The organism is Streptomyces venezuelae, assembly GCF_008642315.1.
Classification (GTDB): Bacteria; Actinomycetota; Actinomycetes; order Streptomycetales; family Streptomycetaceae; genus Streptomyces; species Streptomyces venezuelae_D.
Genome location: NZ_CP029192.1, coordinates 3796828 through 3811567, shown reverse-complemented (window position 1 = coordinate 3811567; position 14740 = coordinate 3796828). Strand labels below are relative to the sequence as shown.

Below are 14740 nucleotides of genomic sequence, written 5' to 3'. Positions count from 1 at the left end.
GCGGCTCCCTTTAGGGGGTGCTGCTCACGAGACGGCTCCCTTCACGGAGTGGGCGTTGTCTATGAAGAGAGCCCCCACACCGCGTACGCGACCGCGTCGCTGTTGCGGTCGAGTGCGGTTCCGTCGATGTTCGACACACCGTCGCAGGACGAGTGGTAGCACTTGTCGAACGCCTCTCCCGCCGTCCCGCCCCACTTCTGCGCCTGCTCGGCCGACTTGGTGGTCTCGGCGCCGCTGAACAGCCCGCCGACCGGCACACCCGCCTGCTGGAACGGTGCGTGGTCGGAGCGTCCGTCGCCCTCGTCGTCCGGCTCCGTGGCGACGTTCTTGCCCGCGTAGTAGTCCTTGAAGGTCTTCTCGATCGTGGGGTCGTCGTCGTAGACGAAGTAACCCGCGTTCGGGGAGCTGAGCATGTCGAAGTTCAGATAGGCGCTGATCTTTGAACGGTCGCCGCCGGCCAGGCTGTCGACGTAGTGCGAGGAGCCGACCATGCCGATCTCCTCGGCGCCCCACCATGCGAAGCGCAGGTGCTTGGTGGGCTGGTACTTCTCCCGGGCCACGGTGAGCGCGGTCTCCAGGATGGCGGCCGAGCCGGATCCGTTGTCGTTGATGCCGGGGCCGTCGGAGACGCTGTCGAGGTGGGCGCCCGCCATGACGACCTGCCCGTCGTCGCCGCCGGGCCAGTCGGCGATCAGGTTGTAGCCGGTCTCGCCTCCTGCCGTGAACTCCTGGACGGAGGTGGTGAAACCGGCGGCGTCGAGCTTCTTCTTCAGCTGGTCGATCGACGCCTTGTACCCGGCGCTGCCGTGTGCCCGGTTGCCTCCGTTGGCGTCCGCGACGGACTGGAGGTCGGCGAGGTGGGCCTTGACGTTGTCGACGGAGATGTCGGGGGCGGCGGCCGCCTTGGGGGTCGCCGCCGCCTCGGGGGCGGGGGCCGCGTTGGATATCGCGGTGGTCGTCAGGAGTCCGGCGACGGCTATGGCTGCGGCCGCGGCGGTACGTCCGGGAACGGAGAGTTTCATGTGGGGGGCTCCGGTTTCCGTGGTGGTCATGCGAACTCGTGCGCGTCGCAGGTGGGTTGGGGCTGCGAGTGGCACACGAGTTCGGAGTTGCCTGATGGTGCGGGTGGGACTGAGGTGACGTCAAGACCGCAAACCGGGCATGGGGTTCCGGATAGCGTGCGTCGTGTGGGGTGCTAGGTGTGCGGTGCGCTGTGCGGTGCGTGCGGTGTGCTGTGTGTGGCGGGCGTGCCGGGCATGGCGCGTGGCCGTGCGGTCGGCGTTCACGGGCGTACGTGGACGACCCATCCGGGCGCGTACGTGTCGGGCACGCGGTGGTGGGGCCAGGAGCGGGCCCATGGCGGAGGTTCCGCTTCGCGCAGGACCAGGGCGGTCGGGCGGCGCGGGTCGCCGGTGCGGCCGGGTGCGCAGCCCGTTGCGTAGGCGACGGGGATGACCGAGGTGTTGCCTCGCAAGACGCAGGGAGGGGGCGTTCCGCTCCGGGAGGATCGGGAGGACCGGTCGTTGCGGGGGCCCGCTCCGACGCCGTGTTCGTGCAGGACTTCGGCGACCCGGGCCCAGTCGCCGCGAGCGCCCGCCTGGATCCCGGCGTTGCTGTGGGCGAGGGGGAGTTGGACGGCGAGATGTCCGGCGAGGGCCAGCCCCAGCGCGGCGAAGCCGATACGCGGCCGACGGGACGCGCGGGCGACGTCGACGAGCGCGAGCAGACCAAGGGCCGCGGCCGGGGCGAGCAGAGCGTGGGTGGGGGCGAGGAAGCGCGGGGCGGCGTAGGGGACGAGGACGAGGTAAGGGAGGGCGACGGACAGGGCGGTGACGGCGGCCAGCAGGCACGCGCGCAGGGGCGTGGTGTCGGCCGACTGCGGAGGTCCGTTACGGAGCTCTGGATGCGCCTCGTGAGCCATGCGGTGCACCTCACGCCCCATACGACGTGCCTCGCGATCCGTACGACGTGCCTCGCGAGTCGCAAGGCGCGTACGTCGACTTCCGCCGTGCGCACTCCAGAGCCCCACCGCCACCAGTAGGGGCAGCACGAGCCACCACTCCGCCGAGAGCGGGCGGATGGAGTCGCTGTCGCAAGGGCGGCAGAGGAGCGGCCCGTCCATGACGGTGAGGTGATGGACGACGGAGAGCAGCGGGCGCAGGTCCCCCTGAACTTCACTGGCCTCCGCCAGCCGTGCGCCGACTCCGCCGAACCGGACGTACGCCTCGACGATCCACGGCAGCGCGCCTGCCACGAGCCCACCGAGCACAGCGAGGACGCGGCTCCACCCCCGCCAGGCCGGCACCAGCAGGGCGGCGGCCAAGAGGGGTACGCCGAGGGCGAGACCGTCATTGGGTCGCATCAGGGTCGCCAGGGCGAGGCCGCCCGAGACTCCGGCGCGGGTCATGGGGGACTGGCGCGACCGCAGGAAGAGCCCGACCGCCCCGACGGCGCCCATGGCGGTGTAGTGGTTGGGCATCGCCGCGCTCGCGTAGAAGAGCACGAACCACAGTCCGCCGTAGAGCGCGGCGGCGACCGCGGCCGCGGAGGGGCGCCCGAGGGGTCGTACCCAAGGACGGAACCCCAGGTAGAGGGCGGCGGTCGCGAGCAGCGTCAGCCACACCCTGAGCAGCACGACGGAGTCGCTCCAGGCCGCCACCGGCGCGATGAGGAACGGCACGCCCCGGGTGCGGGGCGCGCTGAAGGGTGTGGCGGGGGCGCACGGCGAGAAACGGCTCGCATAGACGGTCTCGTCCCAGCCGAGGGGCAGGGCGAGCGGTACGAGGACGAGGGACAGCGCGGCGAAGGCGCCGCAGACGCCCAGGAGGAGGTGGTGGGCGCGCAACAGGTGGGCGCGTGACTGCGGTGCCGTGCGACGGCCCACCGGTCCCAGTGGGCTCACCTGTCTCAGTGGACGCAGAACTCGTTCCCTTCCGGGTCCGTCATGAGCACCCACTCTCCCCCCGGCTCCTTGACGTGCCGTTCCACGGCGGCGCCCAGTGCCTCAAGGCGGGCCACCTGGTCGTCACGGGTCCCCGGCTCGCTGTGCACGTCGACGTGGAGCCGGTTCTTGCCGGTCTTGGGCTCGGGCACGCGTTGGAACAGGATCCGGCGGCCGAGACCCGTGCCGCTCGCCTCGTCGTACGGGTCGTCGGGGTGTCGGACGGCGATCAGGTCACGCCAGGCGCGACGGCCGCGGAACTCCAGCGTCGCGGCCTCAGGAGCGGCGCCGAGACCGAGGAGGCGTTCGATCAGCGCGCTGTTGTCCTCGACCTCGTAGCCCAACATCTCGGCCCAGAAAACGGCTTGGTCATGCGGATCGGCGGCGTCGATGACGAGCTTCCAATGCAGGGTGGTCATGGTAACCAGTTATAACGGTTACGCAGGCCCCCTGCATGTATTTCGCGGTGAACGGCCGCCACCTAGGGCCAGATTGAGGGCCGGCTCGGGGTGATCCCGGATCGTGCGACGGCGGCTCAGGCGTCACTCTGGATTTGCGCGGAGATCCGGACCGGCCTAACCGTCCTCGGTGGCCCGCGCGTCGTAGTCGGCACGGGCTGCGGCGATCTCGTTCTGGTGCTCCTCCGTCCAGGAGACCAGGGCCTGGATCGTGTGGTGCAAGGTGCCGCCGAGCGGGGTGAGTTCGTACTCGACCCGGGGCGGGACGACGGGATGCACCGTGCGTTTCACGAGGCCGTCGCGTTCCAGCTGCCGGAGTGTGACCGTCAGCATCCGCTGGCTGATGCCGTCGATCTCGCGCCGCAGTTCGGTGAAGCGCAGGCGGCGGCGGTCCAAGAGCGCGATGACCAACAACGACCACTTGTCGGCCACCCGGTCGAGGATCTGCCGCACCTGGCAGTCCTCGCGGGTGTCCCACTGAAAAGGATCGGCTTCGCCGTAGTCCACGGTGCCCGGGAGGTTAGTCAGTGACTTTGAAGTGCCTTCTTCCACGGTTCTCGATGCTGTCGCAGGATGCCAGTGGTTACAAGAGGGAACCGACCCTCACAGTCGTAACCACGTTCGCGGCTGCCCGCTATGACGGCTACGGCTACCGCCACGGCCGCGGCAGCCGCCGCCATCTCCGCATGCCTGCAAAGGAGTTCTGCCATGAGTGCACGTGCCTGGGCGTTGCTGCTCGTCCTCTGCGGCACGATTTTCCTCGAAGGCATCGACATCGCGATGCTGGCGATAGCGATCCCGGAGATCAGGTCCGACCTGGGGCTCTCGACGGGTACGGCCGCGTGGGTGATCAGTGCGTACGTCCTCGGGTACGCGGGGTTCACCCTGCTCGGCGGTCGCGCGGCCGATCTGCTCGGCAGGCGGCGGATGTTCCTGGCCTGGCTGGTCGTCTTCATGGTCTTCTCCGGGCTCGGAGGCTTCGCGACAGAGGGCTGGATGCTGGTCGTGGCGCGGTTCGTGACCGGGGTGGCCGCGGCGTTCATGACGCCGGCGGCGATGTCGATCATCACCACTTCCTACGAGGAGGGGCCCGAGCGGAACAGAGCGTTGCTGATCTTCGCGGGGACGTCCGCGGGCGGGTTCTCGCTCGGCCTGGTCGTCGGCGGGCTGCTCACCGAGATCGGCTGGCAGTGGGTGTTCTTCACGCCGGTGTTCTTCGCGGGCGTGATCCTGGTGGCGGGCCTCCGGCTCATACCGAAGCGGGACGACGAGGCCGGCGCTGCCGCACCGCGTGTGGCGCGACGGTTCGATCTGCCGGGGGCGGCGACGGTGGCGGGGGCCATGCTGCTGCTCGCCTTCGGCGTCGTGCGGCTGGAGCACGGCCTCTCCGGTTGGCCGTTGACGCTCGGCGCGGTGGTCGCGGGACTGGTGCTGGGTGTCTTCTTCGTGCGGGTGGAGCGGCGTACGGACGATCCGCTGGTGCGGCTCGGGATCCTCCGTACCGGGTCCGTGGCACGGGCCGGGGCGGGAGCACTGCTCTACCTCGGGGCCTTCATGGGCTTCCAGTTCGTCCTGACGCTCTACCTCCAGGAATTACGAGGCTGGTCGTCGTGGCAGACCGCCGTCGCGATGATCGTGCTGGGCTGCGACGTCTTCCTGTCGCCGACGCTCACGCCGCGCCTGGTCCGGAGGTTCGGCGACCGGCGCGTGATCCTGGGCGGGTTCGTGATGGCGGCGGTGGCGTACGCGCTGTTCCTGCCGGTCGGCGCGGACTGGCCGTACCTGGCGATGTTCCCGACGCTGCTCCTCGCGGGCACCGGCTTCGCGCTGACGCTCGGCCCGCAGATGATCGCCGCGACGGACGGCGTGCCGGAGAAGGAGCAGGGCCTGGCGAGCGGGCTGCTCCAGACCGCCTCACAGTTCGGGGCCGCGATCGGCATATCGGCAGTGACGGCTGTCTACGGGTTGGCCAAGGCGGGTGGGGGAGCGGACGGAGGCGAAGGGGTGGATCTGAGCGCGTTCCGCGTGGCGCTGGTGGTGCCGTTGGTGATGGCTGTGGTGGGTGTGGTGGTCGCGATGGGCGGCGTGCGGAAGGAGGGGAGGGGGACGGTGGGGTCGGCGGAGGCGGAGGCTCTGGCGGCGGGACTGACGGCGGAAGAAGCCCGGCCCGCACCCGCACCAAACCGGAGCCGGTCACACAACGCCCCGGACCGCCCGCGAAGCGGGGACCCGGATCGGCCACGAATCGGTGCCCTAAGTCGGCCACGAAGCGGTGCCCCGGAGTCGCCGACGGCCTCACCGCCGTGCGAGGCCCGATAGCCACTCACCGCGGCGCCGTTCGACCACACACCGCAGTGCCGTGCGCCCTCTCACCGTCGTGTCGTACGCCCACGTACCGCGATGCCGAGCGCCACTCACCCGGCGCCGTACGCCCATATACCGCGGCGCCGAGCACCACTCACCGCGGCACCGAGCACCACTCACCGCACCCCCGTAACCCCGCGCGACAAGCGGAACCGATCCCTACGCCTACGCCTACGCTTACGCCTACGCATGCGCCCAAGCCCCCGGGGCAGCAGACGGCCCGCCCCACCCCGTCAGACCGCCGCCTCCCGCTCATCCGGCTTGCCCTGCTCGTTCGGCTTGCCCCGCTCGTCCCGCTCCCCGCGCCGCTCCTGGTCCAGCCGCTCCGCGGGGCCCGCGGCCTCGGCCGCCGCCACCGCCGCCGCCACCCGCGCCGCCGTGAGGCGGGACGCGTTGCGGCGGGCCGTGCGGAGGGCGTCCCAGGTCAGGAGGGAGAGGGCGAGCCAGACCAGGGCGAAGCCGGCCCAGCGCTCGGGAGGCATGGCCTCGTGGAAGTACAGGATGCCGAGGAGGAACTGGAAGACGGGAGCGAGGTATTGGAGGAGCCCCAGCGTGGAAAGCGGGACGCGGATCGCCGCCGCTCCGAAGCAGACCAGGGGCGCGGCGGTCACCACGCCGGTGGCCGCGAGCAGCGCCGCGTGCCCCGCGCCCTGCGTGCCGAAGACGATGTCGCCCTGTGTGGCGAGCCACGCCAGGTAGCCGACGGCAGGCAGGAACTGGACGGCGGTCTCGGCGGCGAGGGACTCCAGGCCGCCGAGGTTGACCTTCTTCTTCACCAGGCCGTACGTGGCGAAGGTGAAGGCGAGAGTGAGGGAGATCCACGGCGGCCTGCCGTAGCCGAACGCGAGGACGAGGACCGCGGCGAAGCCGACGCCGACCGCCGCCCACTGCACCGGGCGGAGCCGCTCGCCGAGGAGCAGGACGCCCATGGCGATGGTGACCAGCGGGTTGATGAAGTAGCCGAGGGAGGCTTCGACGACGTGGCCGGAGTTCACGGACCAGATGTAGACGCCCCAGTTGACGGTGATGACCGCCGCGGCGATCGTCACCAGGCCCAGCCTGCGCGGCTGGCGGAGCAGTTCGCGTGCCCAGTCCCAGCGGCGTATGAAGAGCAGCGCGATGCCGACCACCACGAGGGACCAGGCCATCCGGTGGGCGAGGATCTCGACGGCGCCGGCCGGTTTGAGGAGCGGCCAGAAGAGGGGGACGAGGCCCCACATCCCATAGGCGGCGAAGCCGTTCAACAGCCCGACGCGCTGCTCGCTCTTCTCCGGCGTTCCGGCTGCTCCGCTGTCCACGGCTCCTCCTCGATGCGCGGCAGTCCCACTGCTGCCGCACTGAAGGTAGCGCCGCGAGCCCCCGCCTGTCATGCCCGTAAACGGGAGACAGTCATGACCGGTGGTTCAGGCCTTCGAGCGCCGCCGCGACGGCCTCGGAGATCGGCGTCGTGGGGCGGCCGATCAGCCGCGCCAGCTCCCCGGTCGTCCCGGCCAGACGGCCCCGCGCGACCGCCGCGTCCACGTCGACGAGGACCGCGGCCAGCGGCTCCGGGAGTCCGGCGCCGGTCAGTACGGCGAGGTGCTGCTCGGCGGGGACGTTCGCGTACGAGATGGCCTGGCCGCTCTGGGCGGCGACCTCCGCGGCGTACTCGGCGAAGCTCCACGCGACGTCGCCGCTCAGCTCGTACACCTGGCCCTCGTGGCCCTCGCCGGTCAGGACGGCGACGGCGGCCTCGGCGTAGTCGGCGCGGGAGGCGGAGGCGACCCGGCCCTCGCCCGCGGAGGCGACGACGGCGCCGTGCTCCAGGACGGGGGCGAGGTGCTCGGTGTAGTTCTCGTGGTACCAGCCGTTGCGCAGGAACGTGTAGGGCAGACCGGAGTCGAGGATGAGCTGCTCGGTCACCTTGTGCTCGGCCGCGAGGTCGAAGTCGGCGTCGGGGCCGCCGAGGACGCCCGTGTACGCGAGGAGCGCGACGCCCGCCGCGCTCGCCGCGTCGACGACCGCGCGGTGCTGCGGTACGCGCTGCCCGACCTCACTGCCGGAGATCACCAGGACCCGGTCGCCGGCCGCGAAGGCGCCGGTCAGGGTCTCGGGGGCGCTGTAGTCGGCGATGCGCAGCTCGATGCCGCGCTCGGCGAGGTCGGCGGCCTTGCCCTTGTCGCGCACGACGGCGGCTATGTCCCCGGCGGGGACCTGAGCGGCGAGCAGCCCCTCGATGACGAGACGGCCGAGGTGTCCGGTGGCTCCGGTGACGACGATGCTCATGTCTGGAATCTCCTGGTGGGTGGCGCTTCGTTCGATCTGCCACCCACCCTAGGATTAGCGCTAACTTTCCGAAAGTACCCACTTCAAAGTAAGGTACTGGCATGAATGTAAGTACCTGGAACGTCGCGGGTGAGGAGATGTGTCCCCATCGGCTCGTCCTGGAGCATGTGACGAGCAGGTGGGGCGTCCTCGTCCTGCTCGCCCTGGAGGAGCGCTCGTACCGGTTCAGCGAGCTGCGGCGGCACGTCGGTCGCGTCAGCGAGAAGATGCTGGCGCAGACCCTGCAGACCCTGGAGCGCGACGGCCTCGTGCACCGCGACGCCAAGCCGGTCATCCCGCCCCGCGTCGACTACTCCCTCACGGAGCTCGGCCGTGAGGCAGCGGCGCAGGTCAGGGCCCTCTCGGCCTGGACGGCACGGCGCATGGACGACGTTCAGGAGGCCCGGCGGGCATACGACGAAGCCCGGTCCTGAAGGCTCAGGACCGGGCTTCGCACCAGACAGGGGCGGACTATCCGACGACCGTCCATGTGTCGCCGCCCGCGAGCAGCGCGGCCAGGTCGCCCTTGCCGTTCTGCTCGATGGCGGTGTCGAGCTGGTCGGCCATGAGCGTGTCGTAGACCGGGCGCTCGACGTTGCGGAAGACGCCGATCGGCGTGTGGTGCAGAGTGTCCGGGTCGGCGAGCCGGGAGAGCGCGAACGCCGTGGTCGGCGACGTGGAGTGCGCGTCATGGACCAGGATGTCGCCCTCGTTCTCCGGCGTGACGGCGACGACCTTCAGGTCGCCGGTCACCGCGTCGCGTACGACACCCTTCGAGCCTCCCCCACTCTCGGCTTCGCTCGAGCGGGAGGTGCCCCCACCGCCGAAGCGGATCGGCTGCCCGTGCTCCAGGCGGATCACCGCCTCCTCCGCCTGCTGCTTGTCCTTGAGGACCTCGAAGGCGCCGTCGTTGAAGATGTTGCAGTTCTGGTAGATCTCCACGAGCGCGGTGCCGGGGTGCTCGGCGGCCGCGCGCAGCACCTCGGTGAGGTGCTTGCGGTCGGAGTCCACCGTGCGGGCCACGAACGACGCCTCGGCGCCGATGGCCAGCGAGACCGGGTTGAAGGGCGCGTCGAGCGACCCCATCGGCGTCGACTTCGTGATCTTGCCGACTTCCGATGTGGGGCTGTACTGCCCCTTGGTGAGGCCGTAGATCCGGTTGTTGAACAGCAGGATCTTCAGGTTCACGTTGCGGCGCAGGGCGTGGATCAGGTGGTTGCCGCCGATGGACAGCGCGTCGCCGTCACCAGTGACCACCCACACGCTCAGATCCCGCCGCGACGACGCGAGGCCGGTGGCGATGGCCGGGGCGCGGCCGTGGATGGAGTGCATCCCGTACGTGTTCATGTAGTACGGGAAGCGGGAGGAGCAGCCGATGCCCGAGACGAAGACGATGTTCTCCTTCGCCAGGCCCAGCTGCGGCATGAAGCCCTGCACCGCGGCCAGCACGGCGTAGTCACCGCAGCCGGGGCACCAGCGCACCTCCTGGTCGGACTTGAAGTCCTTCATGGACTGCTGGGCGTCGGCCTTGGGCACCAGGGAAAGCGCTTCGATCGTGCTCCCGGTCCCCTCCGACCCGGCCGTTTTCGTGTCAGCCATCGATGGCCTCCTTGAGAGCCGTGGCGAGCTGCTCGGCCTTGAACGGCATTCCGTTGACCTGGTTGTACGAGACGGCGTCCACCAGATAGCGCGCCCGGATCAGCGTGGCGAGCTGACCGAGGTTCATCTCGGGGATCACCACCTTGTCGTAACGCGCGAGGACGTCGCCCAGATTCCGCGGGAACGGGTTGAGGTGGCGCAGATGGGCCTGCGCGACGGACTCACCCGCGGCGCGCAGCCGCCGGACGGCCGCGGTGATCGGCCCGTACGTCGAACCCCAGCCGAGGACCAGCGTGTCGGCGTCCCCGCCGGTGTCGTCGACCTCCAGGTCGGGCACGGCGATTCCGTCGACCTTGGCCTGTCGGGTGCGGACCATGAAGTCGTGGTTGGCCGGGTCGTACGAGATGTTGCCCGTGCCGTCCTGCTTCTCGATGCCGCCGATACGGTGCTCCAGGCCCGGCGTGCCCGGAATCGCCCACGGACGGGCCAGGGTCTGCGCATCGCGCTTGTACGGCCAGAAGACCTCGGTGCCGTCGGCCTCGGTGTGGTTGGTCCCGGAGGCGAACTGGACACGGAGGTCGGGCAGTTCGTCGACCTCGGGGATGCGCCAGGGCTCGGAGCCGTTGGCGAGGTAGCCGTCGGAAAGGAGGAACACCGGCGTCCGGTACGTCACCGCGATCCGGGCCGCCTCCAGCGCCGCGTCGAAGCAGTCCGCCGGGGTCTTCGGCGCCACGATCGGCACCGGCGCCTCGCCGTTGCGCCCGTACATCGCCTGGAGCAGGTCGGCCTGCTCGGTCTTCGTCGGCAGACCCGTGCTCGGCCCGCCGCGCTGGATGTCCACGATCAGCAGCGGCAGTTCGAGGCTGACGGCCAGGCCGATGGTCTCCGACTTGAGCGCCACGCCGGGACCGGACGTCGTCGTCACCGCGAGGGACCCGCCGAACGCGGCTCCCAGCGCCGCGCCGATGCCCGCGATCTCGTCCTCCGCCTGGAAGGTCCGCACGCCGAAGTTCTTGTGCTTGGACAGCTCGTGCAGGATGTCCGAGGCCGGGGTGATCGGGTAACTGCCCAGGTAGAGGGGGAGATCCGCCTGTCGCCCCGCCGCGATCAGGCCGTACGACAGCGCCAGGTTCCCGGAGATGTTGCGGTAGGTGCCGGTCGCGAACGCCTGCGCGGCCGGGGCGACTTCGTACGAGACCGCGAAGTCCTCGGTGGTCTCGCCGAAGTTCCACCCCGCGTGGAACGCCGCGATGTTCGCCTCGGCGATCTCCGGGCGCTTGGCGAACTTGGCTCGAAGGAACTTCTCGGTTCCCTCGGTCGGCCGGTGGTACATCCACGAAAGGAGTCCGAGCGCGAACATGTTCTTCGAGCGCCCCGCGTCCTTGCGCGAGAGGTCGAACTCCTTGAGGGCCTCCACGGTCAGCGTGGTCAGCGGCACCGGGTGCACGCTGTAGCCGTCCAGGGAGCCGTCCTCCAGCGGGGAGGTGGCGTAACCGACCTTCTGCATGGCGCGCTTGGAGAATTCGTCGGTGTTCACGATGACCTCGGCGCCGCGCGGCACGTCACCGATGTTGGCCTTCAGTGCCGCCGGGTTCATCGCCACCAGTACGTTCGGTGCGTCGCCCGGCGTCAGGATGTCGTGGTCGGCGAAGTGCAGCTGAAAAGACGACACGCCCGGCAGTGTTCCTGCGGGCGCGCGGATCTCGGCGGGGAAGTTGGGCAGCGTCGACAGGTCGTTGCCGAAGGACGCCGTCTCCGAGGTGAACCGGTCACCCGTGAGCTGCATACCGTCACCGGAGTCCCCCGCGAAGCGGATGATCACCCGGTCCAGACGCCGCACGTCTTTGTCACCTGCGGGCTTGCGTTGCTCTCCGACGACAGCCCCGTCGGCCTGCTCGGCTTGGCTACTGACCTGGCTGGTCACTGAACTGGACCTCCCTCGAGGCGACTGAGCGGATCGCCGGGACGACCGGCGCTCCCAAGGTCCACCCTACGTCTGTAAGGGTCGCCTTCCTGGGGTTGTTCGCATGGTGGATGCACTTCTGAGACACCGCGTTGCGCTGGTTTGCCATGGTTTGCCTCGCCCCCTGGTCCTTCATGGATGACGCTCCCCGCTCATCCTTTGGTTCTAGGACTTGCTTCCCCGGGACCTGCTTCCGGCCGAATCCGACCGTCTCCGGCCACCTGCGACGATCAGTCACTCTCCGTGGCTTCTGCTGATCCCGCTCCTGATCCCGTTCCTCGTTCCGTCGCCGACGGCACTCCTGATGCCGTTGGTCGCGCCGTGCTCCAGGCGATGCGCCGAGGGTCCCGGGCGTGTCCGGCGGGGCTCCCTGATGGCCCTGACAGGGGGTCCGACGGCACCCGACCCGGGCTCCAGCGGTGCCCGACCGGGGCTGTGGCCACAGCCCCGGACCGACGGATTCCGCTGGTTCCCGCGCATTTGACAGAGTGTCAGTTATTCATGAGTTGAGATAGGTGAGGACCGCAAGCACGCGGCGGTGATCCCCGTCACTCGGCGACAGGCCGAGCTTCAGGAAGATGTTGCTCACGTGCTTCTCGACGGCGCCGTCGCTCACCACGAGCTGCCGGGCGATCGCCGAGTTGGTCCTTCCTTCGGCCATGAGGCCGAGTACCTCGCGTTCGCGCGGAGTAAGCCCCGTGAGCACATCTTGCTTGCGGCTGCGGCCGAGGAGCTGGGCCACGACCTCCGGATCGAGCGCCGTGCCGCCGTCCGCCACGCGCACCACGGCGTCGACGAACTCCCGCACCTCGGCGACCCGGTCCTTGAGCAGATAGCCCACGCCGCGGCTCGACCCGGCGAGCAGTTCGGTGGCGTACTGCTCCTCGACGTACTGCGAAAGGACCAGGACCCCGAGACCGGGGTGCTGGTGACGCAGGTACACGGCGGCACGAACGCCCTCGTCGGTGTGGGTCGGCGGCATCCGGACGTCGGCGACGACCACGTCGGGCAGGGTGTCCTGCGCGGCGAGATCGGTGATCGTCTTGATCAGGGCGTCGGCGTCTCCCACACCGGCGACCACGTCGTGCCCGCGGTCGGTCAGCAACCGGGTCAGGCCCTCCCTGAGCAGCACTGAATCCTCGGCGATGACCACCCGCACTTTGTCCTCCACTTTTTGGCCCCCCGGCACTTTTTCTCGCCCCCCGGGCACTTTTGGCCCCCCGGCGCGCTTGTCTGGTCCGCGTCCGGCGCGACGGCGGTGGTGCCGGCCGGACACGTGGCGCCGACCGTTCGGCGCCGAACACTTGGCACCTCAGTATCGCGCGATCCGCCCGGACCCACGGGCTCGCTCGCCGGACCGGTCGCTGCGGGGCGTCCTTGGTCGCGCTCGGGGGGGCATCGGTGGGTGTGGGGTCACGGGGGGCCAGGCCCAGGGCCGGGGCAGGGCTCAGCTCAGGCCCCGGTCGGGGGAGGCGTGGTTTCGCTCAGGCCCCGGTCGGGGCCCGCGCGATTTCGCTCAGGGCCAGGGGCCGGCCCTACGCCTGGCGCCACGGCAGTTCCGCCGTGACCGTCGTCGGTCCGCCCATCGGCGAGTCGACCACCAGGATCCCGTCGACCGCGTCGAGCCGCTCCGCGAGCCCCGCGAGGCCCGAGCCCGCCGAGACGTCGGCGCCGCCCGTCCCGTTGTCGGTCACCTGGAGCATCAGCCGGTTCTCGGCCCGCCAGACGTCGACGCCCGCGGCCTTGGCGCGGCTGTGCTTGCTGATGTTCTGCAGCAGCTCGGAGACCGTGAAGTACGCGATGCCCTCGATGGCCGCCGCGGGGCGGCTTGTCAGGTCCACCTCCACGTGGACCGGCACCGTGCAGCGGGCCGCCAGCGAGGACAGCGCCGCGTCCAGGCCGCGGTCGGTGAGGACGGCGGGGTGGATGCCGCGGGCCAGATCGCGCAGCTCCTGGAGTGCCACCTTCACCTCGCCGTGCGCCTCGTCCACCATGCGCGCCGCCGCTTCCGGGTCCTCCGCCAGCTTCTCCTTGGCCAGGCCGAGATCCATGGCGAGGGCGACGAGGCGGGCCTGCGCGCCGTCGTGCAGATCGCGCTCGATGCGCCGCAGGTCGGCGGCGGCCGTGTCCACGACCACGCCGCGGTCCGACTCCAGCTCGACGACGCGGGTCGCGAGCCGCGAGGGGCCGAGCAGCCCGTACACCAGCACGCGGTCCACGGTCGTCAGGGCCCGCAGGATCCACGGGGTGGCCAGCGTGACAAGGAGGCCCGTCGCGGCCGTGATGCCGATCTCGAAGGGGTTGTCCAGGTAGATGCGGTGCCCGTCGTCCCCGCCGTACAGCTGGATGCCGTCCTGTCCTCCGTACATCGGGAAGAGCCAGAACCACAGCGGGTACGTCAGCATCAGCCAGCCGTACGCCCAGAAGACGATCGCCACCGAGAACGAGAAGACCGACCACGGCAGCATCAGCAGCGAGTAGAGGACGTGCCGCCAGGACGCGCCGCTCTTGAGGACCGCGCCCATGAGCGCCATCGGACCGCCGCCCTTGGGGCGCAGCGGCTCCGGCGACGCGACCTCGAGGCCGAGCAGGCCGCGCGCCCGCGTCCGCTCCAGGGCCCCGATGCCGCGGCAGCCGGCGAGACCGGCCGCGAGCACCGGGATGCCGATGAAGGTGATCAGCAGGCCCACGCCGAGCGAGAGCATCGTGATGGCGAAGACGAAGGACGTGATGCCGATCGGCAGGCTCAGCATGGTGTAGCCGAACTCCCGCCAGGTGCGGGCCTCGACGGGGGCGCGCAGTCCGGCGGGCAGCCGGTGGCGGCGCCGCTCCTCGACGTCGGTTCCCCGGAAGTCCGGCCGGTCCATGTGCGTGTACCCCTGTCCGTAGTCCGTGGCCATCGCTGCCGTCCGTTTCTGGGTCTGTCTGCGTATATCTGTCTGCGTATAGCTGAGCTTGTGTATAGCCCGAGCCTGTGTACAGCCGAGGCTGTGTATGTCCGAGCCTGCATATGTGCGGCCGCCCGGCCGCCGTGGTTACAGCCTCGTCGCTGCGGCGGTCCCGGGCCATGGAGCCGGTCGGCGTCTCGAACCGGGGGTTTTCCCTACCTTC

Annotated in this window: 12 protein-coding genes; 2 read left to right on the top strand and 10 right to left on the bottom strand. The window is 70.3% G+C overall.

The features are described from left to right. Nucleotides 1-59: 59 nt before the first annotated feature. The 4 genes from DEJ48_RS16215 to DEJ48_RS16200 form a co-directional block, all read right to left on the bottom strand. Nucleotides 60-1022: a M28 family metallopeptidase gene (locus DEJ48_RS16215; RefSeq protein WP_150221210.1), complete on the bottom strand. Its 963-nt coding sequence runs from the start codon at nucleotides 1020-1022 to the stop codon at nucleotides 60-62. Nucleotides 1023-1282: 260 nt separating this feature from the next. Next, nucleotides 1283-2902, bottom strand: a complete 1620-nt coding sequence (locus tag DEJ48_RS16210; RefSeq protein WP_150216851.1) for a hypothetical protein — start codon at nucleotides 2900-2902, stop codon at nucleotides 1283-1285. A gap of 5 nt (nucleotides 2903-2907) precedes the next feature. Further along, nucleotides 2908-3360 (bottom strand): VOC family protein, encoded by a 453-nt coding sequence (locus DEJ48_RS16205; protein WP_150216850.1) that lies wholly within the window; start codon nucleotides 3358-3360, stop codon nucleotides 2908-2910. 156 nt (nucleotides 3361-3516) lie between these two features. After that, on the bottom strand, nucleotides 3517-3951 hold the full coding sequence (locus tag DEJ48_RS16200) for a winged helix-turn-helix transcriptional regulator (RefSeq protein ID WP_150216848.1): 435 nt from the start codon (nucleotides 3949-3951) through the stop codon (nucleotides 3517-3519). A 156-nt stretch (nucleotides 3952-4107) separates the two neighbouring features. On the opposite strand from DEJ48_RS16200, the gene DEJ48_RS16195 reads away from it, so the two are divergent. Continuing rightward, entirely contained in the window at nucleotides 4108-5718 is a 1611-nt protein-coding gene (locus tag DEJ48_RS16195) for an MFS transporter (protein WP_150216846.1), read from the top strand. Between the two features lie 278 nt (nucleotides 5719-5996). Here DEJ48_RS16195 and rarD read toward each other — a convergent pair whose 3' ends face one another. Both rarD and DEJ48_RS16185 read right to left on the bottom strand, forming a co-directional pair. Next, nucleotides 5997-6983, bottom strand: a complete 987-nt coding sequence (gene rarD, locus DEJ48_RS16190; RefSeq protein ID WP_411757540.1) for an EamA family transporter RarD — start codon at nucleotides 6981-6983, stop codon at nucleotides 5997-5999. Between the two features lie 169 nt (nucleotides 6984-7152). After that, nucleotides 7153-8028 carry an SDR family oxidoreductase gene (locus tag DEJ48_RS16185; RefSeq protein ID WP_150216843.1) on the bottom strand — a complete coding sequence of 292 codons (876 nt, stop codon included), beginning with the start codon at nucleotides 8026-8028 and terminating at the stop codon, nucleotides 7153-7155. Nucleotides 8029-8129: 101 nt separating this feature from the next. On the opposite strand from DEJ48_RS16185, the gene DEJ48_RS16180 reads away from it, so the two are divergent. After that, complete coding sequence (locus DEJ48_RS16180) at nucleotides 8130-8501, top strand: winged helix-turn-helix transcriptional regulator (RefSeq protein ID WP_150216842.1); 372 nt, start codon at nucleotides 8130-8132, stop codon at nucleotides 8499-8501. 37 nt (nucleotides 8502-8538) lie between these two features. Here the strand turns inward: DEJ48_RS16180 and DEJ48_RS16175 are convergent, their stop codons facing one another. The 4 genes from DEJ48_RS16175 to DEJ48_RS16160 form a co-directional block, all read right to left on the bottom strand. Continuing rightward, entirely contained in the window at nucleotides 8539-9666 is a 1128-nt protein-coding gene (locus DEJ48_RS16175; RefSeq protein WP_150216840.1) for a 2-oxoacid:ferredoxin oxidoreductase subunit beta, read from the bottom strand. After that, nucleotides 9659-11590, bottom strand: coding sequence for a 2-oxoacid:acceptor oxidoreductase subunit alpha (locus tag DEJ48_RS16170; RefSeq protein WP_150216838.1), 1932 nt, complete (start codon nucleotides 11588-11590; stop codon nucleotides 9659-9661). The genes DEJ48_RS16175 and DEJ48_RS16170 overlap by 8 nt, the downstream gene beginning before the upstream one ends. Nucleotides 11591-12128: 538 nt before the next feature. Continuing rightward, a complete protein-coding gene (locus DEJ48_RS16165; RefSeq protein WP_317850956.1) occupies nucleotides 12129-12788 on the bottom strand; it encodes a response regulator transcription factor in 660 nt (219 codons plus the stop codon). A gap of 376 nt (nucleotides 12789-13164) precedes the next feature. Then, complete coding sequence (locus DEJ48_RS16160) at nucleotides 13165-14529, bottom strand: sensor histidine kinase (protein WP_150216834.1); 1365 nt, start codon at nucleotides 14527-14529, stop codon at nucleotides 13165-13167. Nucleotides 14530-14740: the final 211 nt, after the last annotated feature.